Here is a 14,020-nt window from a genome sequence, read left to right as displayed (position 1 = left end):
GGGGTTCAGCCGCGCTTTTTGAGCAGGGGCGACCCCGCGCTGGCCATGGCCAGCTCGTGCGTGGTGTTCAGCAGGGCAGGGCCCAGGGCCTGCATGCGCTCGGGCGTCAGGCGCACCAGTGGGCCCGCAATGGTCACCACCCCGATCACCGGGCCATTGCCTTGCCGGATGGGTGCGGCCATGGCCGTCATGGCCGGAGCAAACACCTCGACGATGGTGCTGAAGCCCTGCTGCCGTGCGGTGCGCAGGTAGGCCAGCAGGGCCTTCACGGTGGTGGGGGCGTTGGGGCCGTAGTCCTCGGGTTTGCCAAAGCCCTGGCGCGCTACCAGGGCCAGGGCCTCTTCATCGCTCATCGTGGACAGCCAGGCATGGCCGGCCGAGCTGCACGACAGGTTGACCGACAGGCCCATGTCCGGGTCGTAGCGCAGGCCGCGCACGGCCCCTTGCGCCTTGGCCACAAAGGTCAGCGCGTCGCCATCCACCACGGCCAGACGCACCAGCTCGCCAGATTCGGCGGCCAGCCGGTCCAGCAGGGGCTGGGCAATGTCCACCACGCCCGTGGCGCTCAGATAGCCCAGGCCCAGCGACACCAGCTTGATGGTGAGCATGTAGTTGCCCTGGCTCTGGTCCTGCCGCACGTAGCCGCAACGGATCAACTCGGCCAACAGGCGGTGCGTGGCGCTCAGTGGCATGTCCAGTTCGGAGGCCAGGCTCGACAGGGCCTTGCCTTCCGGGTGCGGTGCAAGATGCTCCAGGACTTTGAAACTGCGTTCAAGGATGCTGCTCATGGCGGGGGCTCTTCGTGATCGTGAACCGGTTTTTCCAGGATACCCAAGCGCTGGTTCTTCGGGCGCAATGTATCAAAAATTGTTAAAGGGTTTCTACTGTGGAAACAGTTTCCACTTTATTCATACGATGCAGTTCCCGATGCACTCCGGGCCTGGTGTGCCCATTGCTGGTCTCTTTTTGTTGGAGAAGTCCCTGTGAAAAAAACTGCTTGCCTTCTGGCGGCCGCTGGCCTGTCCTTCTTGATGGCGCTGCCCGCCGCCGCGCAGCAGGAGCGCGTGATCCGCTTCGGGCACCTGAACAATGCCGACCACCCCGTGAGCTTTGGCGTCAAGCGTTTTGGCGAACTGCTGGCGGCCAAGAGCGGCGGCAAGATGAAGGTGATGGAGTTCCCCGCCTCGCAGCTGGGCAACGAGATGCAGCAGCAGTCGGCGCTGCAGGGCGGTGTGCAGCAGATGTCGGCCCCGGCGACCACCTCGCTGGCCGGCATCGTCAAGGAATTCGGGTTGGTGGACTTTCCCTTTTCTGTGGCCAACTTTGCGCAGGCCGATGCGCTGCTCGATGGCCCCCTGGGCCAGGCGCTGATCGCCCGATTGCCCGAGAAGGGCCTGGTGGCCCTGGGCTACTGGGACCTCGGTTTTCGCAACGTGACCAACAGCAGGCGCCCCATCACCAAGGCCGATGATTTTGATGGACTCAAGCTGCGCGTGATCCCCAACCCGGTGTTCCTGGAGACCTTCAAGGCCTTCAAGGCCAACCCCGTGCCCATGCCGTTTGCCGAGCTGTACGGCGCGCTGGAAGCCAAGGCCGTGGACGGCCAGGAGAACCCCTATGCCGTGATCCTGTCGAACAAGATGTTCGAGGTGCAGAAGTACGTGAGCGCCACCAACCACGTGTACGCCGCCAACATCGTGCTGGTGAGCAAGAAGTTCTGGGACCAGCTCACGCCCGCTGAGCAGAAGATGATGCACGACGCCGCCAACGAGTCGCGTGGCTACCAGCGCCAGGTGAGCCGCGCTGCAGCGCAGCGTTCGGTGGGTGACCTGCAGGCCAAAGGCATGGCGTACAACGAGATCACGCCTTCCGAGCTGGCCCGCATGCAACAGATCGCCAAGCCCGTGATCGAGAAGTTCGCGGCCACCTATGACCCGGCGATCGTGAAGCTCTACAACGACGAACTCGCCCGCATCCGCAAGTAAGAGCGCCTGGCAAAACTCTTCTGGCGTCGTTGCTGCGTCTTGTCGTGCTATTCGCACTGCCTGCAACGCAGCGCCTAGCCAGAACCGCTTCGCTGAGCTTTGTCAGCCGCTCCCAACCCTCAACACCCCATGAAAATCCTCATCCTCCACGGCCCCAACCTCAACCTGTTCGGGCGCCGCGAACCCCATATCTACGGCACCACCACGCTGGCCCAGATCAACGATCGTTTGCTCAAGCTCGCTGCAGAGCTGGGTGTGGAGCTCGACATCGTGCAGTCCAACCATGAGGGCGCGCTCATCGACTTTCTGCACGCGAACATCGATGCAGCGCAGGGCGCACTCGTGAATCCTGCGGGCCTCACGCAGCACGGCGTGCCGCTGCACGACGCCATCAAGGCCATGCCTTTCCCGGTGATCGAAGTGCACATGTCCAACATCGCCGCGCGCGAGGCCTGGCGCGCGCATTCCATCATCTCGCCCGCCGTCAAGGCCACGGTGCAGGGCTTCGGTCCCCACTCCTACCTGGCCGGGCTGCGGGCGCTGGTGGACAGCCTGCGCGAGGCCGCCCAGGTTGCCTGAGCGGTGTGCGCGCATGGTGATGGGCGTTCAGCGTGTCCTCTGAAAAGTTGTAGTCCAGTGATGGACCGGCGCTGACTTTTGCCACGCTGGTACCGAGCGGCGGTTGCCCGGCGGTTTTTAGGCAAATCGGCCGCTGGCGATTGCTTGGATTGCTTTATTCAACTGCGCCCGTGGGCCCCGATGCTGCCCAGACCTTGCCCTGCGCGAACGGTCTTTGCTTGCGGCCCATATGCGCCGCCAGATGGCGACACCGCGCGGCGCGGGGCGAGCACCTCTCAGCACTGGCGCCGCGCCGGTGTGTCTGCCAAAGACCGCAAAAGCATGGCGCCAGCTTTTGCAGGGTGGACAGGACAGTGCCCCAGTCTGGACGCAGCACCTCTCCATCACCGTCTGGCAGCGCATAAAGACCTGTCAGGTGCAGCGCTAGCAGGCCTCAAGGTGGCGGTTGCGAGTGTTACATTTGTCCGTAGTATCCGCTGCAGTGAGCTCCATTTGCTGGACTGTTTTCCGAACGTCACTGTCTTCGCTGAGGAACCGTCGCATGTCACCAGAACGCCAACGGCTCATCCGCATGCTGTTCGACGAGTACATCGAGATGTATGCCGGGCGCGATGCCCGGCTTGTGGATCGCTTCAGCGAGAACTTCAGCGGCTTTGCGGGCAGCAGCGACAAGCTCATCAAAACCCGCAGCGAATGGGTGGACATCACGCAGACCGACTTTGCGCAGGTGCCCGGGCGCATCGGCATCGAGGTGCTGGACCTGTTCCCGCAGGAACTGGGCGCCGATGTGCTGGCCGTGACCGCGTTTTTCCACATCCACCTGCCCAACCCCGACCCGCTGTTTGCCAGCGAGACCGCCCGTTTGGTGCTCGTCTTCCGGCAAGAGGGCGATGACTGGAAGATTGCGCACAGCAGCATCTCCATCCCGTATGGACTGGCCCGAGACGGCGAGGTGTACCCCGTCAGCCGCCTGCAGCAGCGCAACCAGGAGCTGCAGACATTGGTGGATGAGCGCACCCAGGCACTGGCCCAGGCCAACAACCAGCTGCAGCTGCTCAGCAACACCGACGGCCTGACCGGTATCGCCAACCGCCGCCATTTTGACCAGGCCTTGGCCCATGAATGGGCTCGCGCACAACGGGCCCACGGACCGCTGTCGCTGATCATGCTGGACGTTGACGTGTTCAAGCACTTCAATGACCACTACGGCCATCTGGCGGGCGATGCCTGCCTGAAATCCCTGGCCCTGACGCTGGCACAGACCGGGGGACGGCGCGACGGTGACCTGGTGGCGCGCTTTGGCGGCGAGGAGTTTGTGGTGCTGCTGCCCGGCGCCGATGCCCGGGTCGCCCTGGAGATGGCCCAGCACATCCAGCAAGCCATCCAGGCGCTGGCCTTGCCGCACGAGGGTGCGCCGTGGGGCATCGTGACGGTGAGCTTCGGCGTGGCCACCATGGCGCCACAGCGCGAGCAGTTGGCCGAAGAGCTGGTACGCCGCGCGGACCGCGCGATGTACCGTGCCAAGCAAGGCGGCCGCAACCGCATCGAGCAGGCGCCGGAGCAATAAAGCGGGGTGGGTCGGGTTTTACCTGGCCGCCAGCCGAGCGAATTCTTCCGCCACGCCCCGCACCGTGAGCGGTGCACAGCCTTCGGCATGGTTGCTGATGGTCACGAAGGCGTTCTGTCCACGGCCGGTGATGCCTGCGATCACTGCGGCCAGTGCCGCCCGGGTGTCCAGGTCGGGGTGGTGCAGGCGGTCGTAGGGTTCGTACATCCGCTCGGCCTCTTCGTAGCCGTAGGGGCCGTGCACAGGGTTCAGGTTCCAGCGGCACACCAGCGGGCCAGGCCACAGAGCACGCAGCAGGGGCAGTTGGTCGTGGAGCTGCGGCATCTTGGCATGCAGCCCCAGGCAATAGGTGGCGCCCGCTTCACGCAGCACGGCCGCAAAGTCGGGCGTCAGCCACTCGGGGTCGCGCACCTCCACGGCAATCACCCCATCGGGCGCCAGTGGTGCCAGCGGGGGCAGGGCCAGCAGCATGGCACGCAGGCGATCCAGCAAGGCGGGCATGCGATCGAGCTGCGCCAGCGGCAGGGGGCTGAGCTGGAATACCAGCGCGCCCAGCTTGTGGCCCAGGCCCTGGAGCGCCGGCTCCACACATTCGCTGCGGGCCAGCTCGGGGCTGAGGAACGCCGGGTTGGGCTGGCGGCCGCTTCCGTCTTCGCTGCGTACCAGTGCATCCGTCACCACGCTGGGCGCCTTGACCACAAACCGGAAGTCGTCGGGCACTTGCGACGCATAGCGCTCGTATTGGCTCACCGTGAGTGGCCGGTAGAAGCTGCGGTCGATGCTCACCGTGCGCATTAGCGGGTGCTGGGCGTACACGGCCAGCCCCTGTTTGGACAGCTGCGTGTCGGAATGCTCGCCCTCCCACACCAGGCCTTTCCAGCCAGGGTAGGTCCATGACGAAGTGCCCAGGCGCAACTGGCGGGGCAGGGCGGCGGCGAGGGCCGTCAGCGCATCGTCGGGAACGATCGGAGCGACTGTGCTGGACCGGGTACGCCGTGCAGTGGACTCAGCGCCTTGCGTGGTGGATGGATTGGATGGCCCGTTGGCCGGCACGTCTGCCGACGGGGGCTTGGGCAGCGTGTCGCCAAAAAGATCGTCTTGCATGCGCTGCGGTGGTGCGGCTTGGTGCGGTACGGCGGGGTAGGTTGCGCTACGAGCTGCCAAACAGCCCGCTCTCGTCCAGCAGGTCAAACGTGATCTGGGGATGGGTGTCCATGCTTTTCTTGATGGCAGCCGGGATGGCCTGCCGTGTCTTGCGGCACAGGCCCGGCTGTTCGTGCACCAGGATCGCAATGCCCCGCAGGCTGCGCACCTCGTTCGGGCTTTGGGTGATGGACAGGCAGATGCCCAGTTGCTGCTCCATGCGCTCCTGCATCCTGCGCAGGTCGGCAAGACTGCCCAGGTTCTCCAGGCGCTCCAGCATCTTCTTTTCTTCGCTGCGCGTGAGCATCAGGATGCGCAGATCTCCCCCCGGTGCTTGCAGCAACGCCTCCCGGTCGCACACGCAGGTGCCAGGGGGGCATTCGGTACGGATGGGGAAAGGTGGGAGGGACATGAAGCGGCGTGCGAACAGTCCTTCATTCTATGAAGGGCTGACCGTGCCGAGCCTGTGGCCACCCGCAAGTCCATGCGGCCCAACAACAAAAAGGGCTCCCAAAAGGAGCCCTTTTTGCCTGCCCGCCCCTGCGGTTCAGTTAACACTCCCCATGGCAGCAGCACCCGCACCGCGCGAAGTGCCACCACCCTGGGAAGTCCCGCAACTGCTTCAAACCAATCTCAGCAGTTGGTCTGCCAAATTACATGGCGCTGAATTCGCCCGAAGGGATCTGGCCGGTGCGCACGGCTTCGGCAGCCTGTGCACGCACGGCAGCGCGGTCAGCGGTGGACTTGTAGGTCACCACACGCGAGCCTGCGGGTTCCATGTTGTGGGTGCGGGCTTCGACAACAGCTTCTGCAGCCACTTCAGCGCGGGTGCGGTTCGTGTCGAACTTCAGGGCAAATTGCGAGCCATCGGCTTCGTCGGCATGGGCGCCAAAAGCGGCGAAAGCGGCAACAGCGGCGACGGAGAGGAAACGGGCAGTCTTGTTCATGATGAAAATCCTTCAAAGCTAAAAAAAGCGTCTCAAAAAAGCCGGGTCAAAAACCATTTCTGAACCGGGTTCGGTGAGTCGCCTTGCGGGTTCGGCTCATCGATGGGATGAACTGTACGCCGATGGTGTTCAGGGAAAAACCACCCAGTCGCAAACTAACTGTTCCAGTATTGAGAACAATCCGCCCACCCGTCGCCGGGCTGCCAAACCGCCTGTGGCAAACTCGCGCGCTTCGCTTTTTTGTTTGACCGAGTCTCAGAGAGTCCGCCCCACCCATGCAGCAGATCGTTCGGCAGTTGGCCGCAGAAATCAAAGTCAGTGAACAACAGGTGCGCGCAGCGGTGGAGCTGCTGGATGGCGGTGCCACGGTGCCCTTCATTGCGCGCTATCGCAAGGAAGTGACGGGCGGGCTGGACGACATTCAGCTGCGCGAACTGGAGGCGCGCCTGTCCTATCTGCGCGAGCTGGAAGACCGCCGTGTGGCCGTGCTCAAGGCGATTGACGAGCAGGGCAAACTCACCGATGCACTGCGTGCCGCCATTGCGGCCGCCCCGACCAAGCAGGAGCTGGAAGACATCTACCTGCCGTTCAAGCAAAAGCGCCGCACCAAGGGCCAGATCGCCCGCGAGTTCGGCATCGAACCGCTGGCCGACAAGCTGTTTGCTGACCCCACACTGGACCCCGCCGTCGAAGCTGCGGCGTTCACCAAGCCACCCGAAGTGCTGGATGACGGCAAGCCCGGTGCCGATTTCTCTACCGTGCCCGCTGTGCTCGATGGTGTGCGCGACATCCTCAGCGAGCGCTGGGCCGAAGACCCGGCGCTGGTGCAGAACCTGCGTGAGTGGCTGTGGGCCGAAGGCCTGCTGCGCAGCAAGAAGGTGGACAGCAAGAACGAGAACGACCCCGAGGTCTCCAAGTTCCGCGACTACTTCGACTACGACGAACCCATCGGCCGCGTGCCCTCGCACCGCGCGCTGGCTGTGTTTCGCGGGCGCGGACTCGAAATTCTGGAAGCCAAGCTGGTATTGCCGGTGGAGCCCGAACCCGGCAAGCCCAGCATCGCCGAAGGCAAGATCGCCCTGCACCTGGGCTGGAGCCACCAGGGCCGCAAGGCCGATGACTTGATCCGCAAGTGCGTGGCTTGGACCTGGCGCGTGAAGCTCAGCCTCTCGACCGAACGCGACCTGTTCGCCCGCCTGCGCGATGAGGCCGAGAAGGTCGCCATCAAGGTGTTTGCCGACAACCTGCGTGACCTGCTGCTGGCCGCACCGGCCGGCCCGCGCGTGGTGATGGGGCTGGACCCAGGCATCCGTACAGGCGTGAAGGTGGCCGTGGTGGATGCCACGGGCAAGCTGGTGGAGACGGCCACCGTGTACCCGCATGAGCCCAAGCGCGACTGGGATGGCTCGCTGTTCACCCTGGCCAAGCTAGTGGAAAAACACGGCGTGAACCTGATCGCCATTGGCAACGGCACAGCCAGCCGCGAGACCGACAAGCTGGCCGCTGACCTCATCAAGATGGCCGCCAAGGCCGACCGCGCCATCGAGAAGGTGGTGGTGAGCGAGGCGGGGGCTTCGGTGTATTCCGCCAGCGAATATGCGTCGCAAGAAATGCCCGATGTGGACGTGAGCCTGCGCGGTGCGGCCTCCATCGCCCGACGCCTGCAAGACCCGCTGGCCGAGCTGGTGAAGATCGACCCCAAGAGCATCGGCGTGGGCCAGTACCAGCACGACGTGAACCAGAGCGAGCTGGCCCGCACCTTGGGCACGGTGGTGGAGGACTGCGTGAACTCGGTGGGTGTGGACCTGAACACGGCCAGCGTGCCGCTGCTCAGCCGCGTGTCGGGCTTGTCGGGCAGTGTGGCCAAGGCCGTGGTGCGCTGGCGCGAGGCCAATGGCGCGTTCAAGAGCCGCAAGCAGCTCATGGATGTGGCCGGTCTGGGTGCCAAGACCTTTGAGCAGAGCGCGGGCTTCTTGCGCATTCGCGGTGGTGACAACCCGCTGGACATGACGGGGGTGCACCCCGAGACCTACCCGGTGGTCGAGCAGATCATGGAAAAGACTGGCAAGCCGGTGGCCGAGATCATGGGCCGTGCCGACATGCTCAAGACCCTCAAGCCCGAGCTGTTTGCCAACGAGAAGTTTGGCGTGATCACTGTCAAGGACATCCTGGCCGAGCTGGAGAAGCCCGGCCGCGACCCGCGCCCCGACTTCAAGGTGGCGCGCTTCAACGACGGCGTGGAAGACATCAAGGACCTCAAGGAAGGCATGATCTTGGAGGGCACGGTGAGCAACGTGGCCCAGTTTGGCGCTTTCATCGACCTGGGCGTGCACCAGGACGGCCTGGTGCATGTGAGCCAGCTGGCGCACAAGTTTGTGAACGATGCGCGCGAGGTGGTCAAGACCGGCGACATCGTCAAGGTCAAGGTCATGGAGGTGGACGTGGAGCGCAAGCGCATCGGCCTGTCGATGAAGCTGGACGCCGCGCCACCGCGCCAGGGCGGCGACCGGGGCGCACCCCGTGACAACCGCTTTGAGGGCGCAGGCCGTGGCTACGCGCAACCCCAGCGCCGTGGGCCCGAGCCTGTGCAGCAGTCGGCCATGGCGTCCGCATTTGCGAAGTTGCAACAGGCCAAAGGCCGCTGACGCAGCCGGCTGTGCCGCCGGTGGTTTTTTGGCCGTGCAGGGGCCCATAATCGCCAGCACCTGAACCAACCACCGGCGCCGTACCCCATGGAGTTGAACGCACTGCTGGCCCAACCTGTGGCACTGCCCAGCCTTCCGCGCGCCGTGGCGCTGCTGATGAGCGAGCTGGCCCAGAACGAACCCAGCTTGCGGCGCCTGAACCAGTTGTTTGGCACCGATCCGGCCCTCGCGGCGCGTTTGCTGGAACTGGCCAATTCCCCCACCTTCCAGCTGCCCGGGCAGATCGCGGGCATCCCCGAGGCGCTGGCGCTGCTGGGCACCGCACAGCTGCGCACGTTGGTCACGTCGGCGCCGCTGGGCACCACGTCGCGCTCGGTGCCCGGGGTGAACATGCAGCAGTTCTGGCGCTACAGCCTCAACACGGCCAAGCTCGCGCGGTCGCTCGCTGGCATCGTCCACCACAACCAGATCGCGGCCTATACCGCCGGTTTGCTGCACGCCTTGGGCGAGCTGGTGATCCATCTGGCGGACCCCGAGAAGGCCCAGTCGGTCAACACCCTGGTAGCCCCGTTTGACCTGCGCCGCGACAAGATCGAGCAACGCATCTTTGGCTACAGCTACGGCCAGGTCACGGCGGGCTGCGCGCGCCGCTGGCAACTGCCCGAGGTGGTGATTGACGCCCTGCAGCACCAACACGCACCGTTTGACAACAAGGTCTACGAACCCCTGGCGGGCGTCATCCACCTGGCTGCCTGGCGCGCCCGCGCCCGCGAGGCGGAGCTGAACGAAAAAGAGCTGGCCGTGTCCTTCCCTGGCGAAGTGGGGCTGGCCCTGGGGCTCGACATCGACATGGTGCTGCAGCAAGACCCCATCGACTGGACCGCCCGACCGGATGCGGCGGCGGACTTCATCGTCTAGTTGCCCTGCGCCAGCGTAGCGGGGGTGGCATGGAGGGGCAGCCACCGGCCGATGTCCATGGGGGCCGTCTCACCGCAGCGGTTTGCGACAATCAGCGCCATGAAAGCACTGCGCATCCATGCTGGCCCCCGCGCCCGCCAACACCTGGAACAACAGGGCCTGCGGCCCGCTGACGTGGGCGTAATCCCGGCAGCAGCTGGCGGTCCCAAGGGACTGATCCTGGGACCGATGGACCGGTTCATTTTTGGGGAGTGGCTGCCGCGCTCCGATCAGCCCGTGCACCTGGTGGGCGCCTCAATTGGCGCGTGGCGCATGGCCACGGCCTGCCTGCAGCAATCGGTGGCGGCTTTTGAGCGGCTGGAGCACGACTACATCCACCAGGACTACGAGCTGCCACCCGGAAAAAAGCGCCCCACGGCCGCCCATGTGAGCGAGCGGTTCGGCCAGAACCTGGAGGCCTTCTACGGCGGGCGGGTGCAGGAAGTGCTCAGCCACCCCCGCTACCGCCTGCACATCGTCACGTCCCGGGGCCGCCATGTGCTGGGGCGTGAGCATGCGCTGGGCACGCCGCTGGGGTATCTGGGGGCGTTTGTGACCAACACCGTGCACCGCAAGGCGATGGGGGCCTGGCTGGAGCGGGTGGTGTTTTCCTCGTCGGGTGCGGCACTGCCTTTTGCCACGACCGACTACCGCACCCGGCAGGTGGGGCTGAACGCAGACAATTTCATGCAGGCGCTGCAGGCCAGCTGCTCGATCCCGTTTGTCTTGCAGGCCGTTCACAACATCCCGGGCGCCCCGCGGGGCGCGTACTGGGACGGCGGCATCACCGACTACCACCTGCATCTTGCCTATGGCCTGCCGAGCGGTGGTGCTTCTGAATTGATAGCTGCTCAGGCAATAAGCACTAGCGCTCCCAGCGGAAAAGGCTCAAAAACTGCGGCCGAGCCGCTGCGCGCGGGTGCTGGCGGCCTCGTGCTCTACCCCCACTTCCAGCACCGCGTGGTGCCGGGCTGGCTGGACAAGGGGCTGAAGTGGCGCCACAAGGCCACGTCGGCGCTTGACAACATGGTGGTGCTGTCGCCCGACCCGGACTGGGTGCGGCGCTTGCCCAATGCCAAGCTGCCCGACCGCAACGACTTCACCCACTACGGCACGGACAGCCGTGCCCGGGCCCAGGCGTGGCTCGCGGCCACGCGTGCCAGCCAGCAGCTGGTGGACGAGTGGCGCGAGTGGCTGGAGCGGCCTGACATGGGTGCGGTGCAGCCGCTGTAGGCCGCCAGGGCAGACGCGCCTCTGGGGCTCATTGGGTCTCCTGCGCTGGCCGCAGGTTTCTCAGGTCGAAGCAGGGCGACGTGCCGCCTCTTGCACCGCCCGGGCAGCATGGCGTGCAGCGTGGTCCCGGGCCCAAGGCAGCACGTCGGCCGCAGGCATGGGCCGGGCAATGCCATAACCTTGCGCGCGCTCGCAGCCCAGCTCCAGCAGCTTGGCGCAGTGCTCGGCGGTTTCGACGCCTTCGGCCACCACATGGCGGTGGAATGCAGCCGCCAGCGCCACGATGGCTTTGACCAGGGTAAGGTCGTCGCCGTCCTCCAGGATGCCGCGCACGAAGGACTGGTCGATCTTGATCGTCTCGGCGGGCAGGCGCTTGAGGTAGGACAGGGACGAAAAGCCGGTGCCGAAGTCGTCCAGCGCAAAACGCACGCCCAGGGCCTGGCAGCTTTGCATCATGCGGCGCATGTACTGCATGTCTTCGAGCGCGGCGGATTCCAGGATCTCCAGCTCCAGCCGCGAGGGAGACACCTCGGGGCAGGTGTGCAGGATGTCCTTGAGTCGCTGTACAAAGTTGGGCCGGTGAAAGTGGGGCGCTGCGATGTTGACGCTGACCTCCCAACCCATGCCCGCATCGCTCCACACCCGCATCTGCGCCAGGGCCTGGCGCAGCACCCATTCGCCCAGTTCGACCTGCAGGTCCGTGTCCTCCACCAGCGGCAGCACGTGCTGCGGGCCCAGCAGCCCCTCCTGCGGGTGTTGCCAGCGCAACAGGGCTTCGAGCCCGATGATCTCTCCCGTGCGCAGGTTGACCTTGGGCTGGTAGTGCAGCACCAGTTCGCCCGCGTGCAGTGCGCGGGCCACCCGGGTCTGGCGGGTGTGCTGGGTCTGTACGGCGTGGTCGTGCTGCACGTCGAACACGTGCAGCTGGTTGCGCCCGAAGCTCTTGGCCTGGCACATGGCCTGGTCGGCATGGCGCAGCAGGGTGTCGGGGTTGGCGTCGTCTTGCGGAAACACGGCCACGCCAATGCTGACGGTGATGTTCACCAGGCGGTCGTCAATCGCATAGGGCGCGGCCAGTTGCTGCATCAGCACGGCCAGGCGCGCCTCGATGGCAGGCACATCAGGCTGTTCGCCCAGCAGCAGCACAAACTCGTCGCCGCCCATGCGGGCTACGGCTTCGTGGGCCGTGATGAACGCGCCCAGGCGCCGCGCCACTTCCTTGAGCAGACGGTCGCCCACGCGCTGGCCAAAGGTGTCGTTCACGGCCTGAAAGTGGTCCAGGTCCAGCATGCACACCGCCAGCAGCAGCTGCTTGTTGCGGGCCACAAACAGGGCGTGTGTGAGCTTTTCGGCGAGGGCCGCACGGTTGTACAGACCGGTGAGCGCGTCGTGGCGGGCGTGCCACGAGATCTGGTGGCGCAGGTTGCGTGTTTCGGTCACGTCGCGGAACACCAGCACGCAGCCCGCCGCGTGGCCGCTGCCTTCGCGGATGGCGGCTGCCGTGTATTCGATAGCGTAGCGCTCGCCCGAGCGGTGGATCAGCACCTCGTAGGTCGCCTGCTGCAGCCCACCCGGCTGGGTGTCGCGTTCGGCGGCCGCGCTGGCGGTGCGGCTGGCGGGCTCTTCGTACAGACGAAACACGTCGTCCAGCTGCCGGCCCAGCGCCTGGTCGGCCGTGAACCCGGTCATGAGCTGTGCGGCCTCATTGATGGTCTCGATGCGCCCGCCCAGGTCGGTGGTGATGACCCCGTCGCCGATGGAGGCGAGGGTGACCTCGGCACGTTCCTTTTCAGCGCGCAGGGCTTCCTGGGCGCGCTTGCGCTCGGTCACGTCCACCAGCGTGCCGATGGTGCCAGCCAGTTCGCCGTTGGTGCTGGTGAAGGGCGCTTCGTAGTAGGCCATGTCCAGCGGGGGCTGGTGGGGGGGGCGGATGCGGATCTCGTTGTCGTGCGCGCTGGCGATGCGGGCCGACCGTTCCGGGGCCAGTTCGGCCGGCAGGCTGGCCCCTGAAACGCCGTCAGCACCTGGCTGCGACTGGAACAGGCGCTGCCATGCGCGGTTGGCGTCCAGGTAGGTGCCGTCGGCATGGCGCACAAACACGGGCAGGGGCAGGGCATCGATCAGCTGGCGGGTGAAGTGCAGTTGCTCGCTTTGCTGGCGCTGTGTTTCATGCAAGGACAGCACCAGGGACTGCACCTTGCCCGCCATGTCGTTGAAGGTCTCGGCCATGGCACGGGACTCCAGCGTGCCGGTGACCTCCATGCGCGTGCTCAGATAGCCTTGGCGAAACGCGTCGGTGGCCTGGGCCAGGCGCTGCAGCATGCGGGCATTGGCCCGCAGCAGCAGCGTCAGCAGAAAGAAGATGGTGAAGATGTTGAGTGCCGAGATGCGTGCCTGTACCAGCACCGTGGCCCACACCTGGTCCGCCAGGGGCTGCGGGTGGGCCGTCACCGTCAGTCGGCCCGATGTGCCGTCTGCCAGCGCGAGGCCGGACTGCTGCACAGGGGCGGAGAGGTCCAGCCAATCGGTAAACCATTTCGGAGCATTGGCGGGGTAGGGGAGGGCGGTGACCTCAATGGCGGGCTGGTCGGCGGCCTGCCATTTGATGGACGCCACTGCCGGCGCTGCCTGCGCCAACCCCTCGGTCAGGATACGGGTCACGGTGTCGGCATCGGGCGCGGGCAAGGCGGCCAGGCGCAGCTGCAAAGGATCGCTGGCGCGCCGCAGTTCGGTAGAGCCTTGCTGCAGGGCTTCGTCGATTTCTGCGGTCAGCAGGTAGTGGTAGCGCACCCCAGTGACCAGCAGGATGATCGCCACGATGGACACATACAGCCGGGGGTAGGTGCCCCGCAGAAGCCAGGTGGTGAGATTTCCGGTGCGCATTGACGGTGGTCCTCCCCCACAACCCCAGTGGTAATGAATGGTTAATTAATTGTTGACAGCGGCGAGTCTATCTTGTGAGAA

Annotated in this window: 11 protein-coding genes; 6 read left to right on the top strand and 5 right to left on the bottom strand. The window is 65.5% G+C overall.

From position 1 onward, the window contains the following. Window positions 1-5 precede the first annotated feature (5 nt). Window positions 6-788: an IclR family transcriptional regulator gene (locus AC07X4_RS01090; protein ID WP_056746246.1), complete on the bottom strand. Its 783-nt coding sequence runs from the start codon at window positions 786-788 to the stop codon at window positions 6-8. 243 nt (window positions 789-1,031) lie between these two features. Here AC07X4_RS01090 and AC07X4_RS01085 point away from each other — a divergent pair, with 243 nt between their 5' ends. The 3 genes from AC07X4_RS01085 to AC07X4_RS01075 all read left to right on the top strand — a co-directional run bounded on the left by AC07X4_RS01085 (window position 1,032) and on the right by AC07X4_RS01075 (window position 4,131). Beyond that, entirely contained in the window at window positions 1,032-1,985 is a 954-nt protein-coding gene (locus tag AC07X4_RS01085; protein ID WP_494739023.1) for a TRAP transporter substrate-binding protein, read from the top strand. Between the two features lie 129 nt (window positions 1,986-2,114). Beyond that, window positions 2,115-2,564: a type II 3-dehydroquinate dehydratase gene (locus tag AC07X4_RS01080; protein ID WP_494738971.1), complete on the top strand. Its 450-nt coding sequence runs from the start codon at window positions 2,115-2,117 to the stop codon at window positions 2,562-2,564. Window positions 2,565-3,105: 541 nt separating this feature from the next. Beyond that, entirely contained in the window at window positions 3,106-4,131 is a 1,026-nt protein-coding gene (locus AC07X4_RS01075) for a diguanylate cyclase (RefSeq protein WP_494738970.1), read from the top strand. An 18-nt stretch (window positions 4,132-4,149) separates the two neighbouring features. On the opposite strand, the gene AC07X4_RS01070 is transcribed toward AC07X4_RS01075, so the two are convergent. The 3 genes from AC07X4_RS01070 to AC07X4_RS01060 all read right to left on the bottom strand — a co-directional run bounded on the left by AC07X4_RS01070 (window position 4,150) and on the right by AC07X4_RS01060 (window position 6,221). Continuing rightward, window positions 4,150-5,235, bottom strand: a complete 1,086-nt coding sequence (locus AC07X4_RS01070) for a DUF72 domain-containing protein (RefSeq protein ID WP_494738969.1) — start codon at window positions 5,233-5,235, stop codon at window positions 4,150-4,152. Between the two features lie 46 nt (window positions 5,236-5,281). Then, window positions 5,282-5,686 carry a hypothetical protein gene (locus AC07X4_RS01065; RefSeq protein ID WP_494738968.1) on the bottom strand — a complete coding sequence of 135 codons (405 nt, stop codon included), beginning with the start codon at window positions 5,684-5,686 and terminating at the stop codon, window positions 5,282-5,284. Window positions 5,687-5,927: 241 nt separating this feature from the next. Beyond that, window positions 5,928-6,221, bottom strand: coding sequence for a hypothetical protein (locus AC07X4_RS01060; protein ID WP_056639501.1), 294 nt, complete (start codon window positions 6,219-6,221; stop codon window positions 5,928-5,930). 275 nt (window positions 6,222-6,496) lie between these two features. Between AC07X4_RS01060 and AC07X4_RS01055 the strand changes: the two genes are divergently transcribed. The 3 genes from AC07X4_RS01055 (at window position 6,497) to AC07X4_RS01045 (ending at window position 11,056) form a co-directional block, all read left to right on the top strand. Beyond that, window positions 6,497-8,866 (top strand): Tex family protein, encoded by a 2,370-nt coding sequence (locus tag AC07X4_RS01055; protein WP_436077176.1) that lies wholly within the window; start codon window positions 6,497-6,499, stop codon window positions 8,864-8,866. 87 nt (window positions 8,867-8,953) lie between these two features. Next, a complete protein-coding gene (locus AC07X4_RS01050; protein WP_056063447.1) occupies window positions 8,954-9,784 on the top strand; it encodes an HDOD domain-containing protein in 831 nt (276 codons plus the stop codon). A 99-nt stretch (window positions 9,785-9,883) separates the two neighbouring features. Further along, the gene (locus AC07X4_RS01045) at window positions 9,884-11,056 is read left to right on the top strand and encodes a patatin-like phospholipase family protein (RefSeq protein ID WP_494738967.1); all 1,173 of its coding nucleotides are present in this window, start codon (window positions 9,884-9,886) and stop codon (window positions 11,054-11,056) included. A gap of 60 nt (window positions 11,057-11,116) precedes the next feature. Here the strand turns inward: AC07X4_RS01045 and AC07X4_RS01040 are convergent, their stop codons facing one another. Beyond that, the gene (locus AC07X4_RS01040) at window positions 11,117-13,939 is read right to left on the bottom strand and encodes an EAL domain-containing protein (protein ID WP_494738966.1); all 2,823 of its coding nucleotides are present in this window, start codon (window positions 13,937-13,939) and stop codon (window positions 11,117-11,119) included. Window positions 13,940-14,020 lie beyond the last annotated feature (81 nt).

The sequence above is a fragment of the Acidovorax sp. GW460-11-11-14-LB4 genome (assembly GCF_059423685.1).
This window is presented reverse-complemented; position numbering and strand designations above follow the sequence as displayed.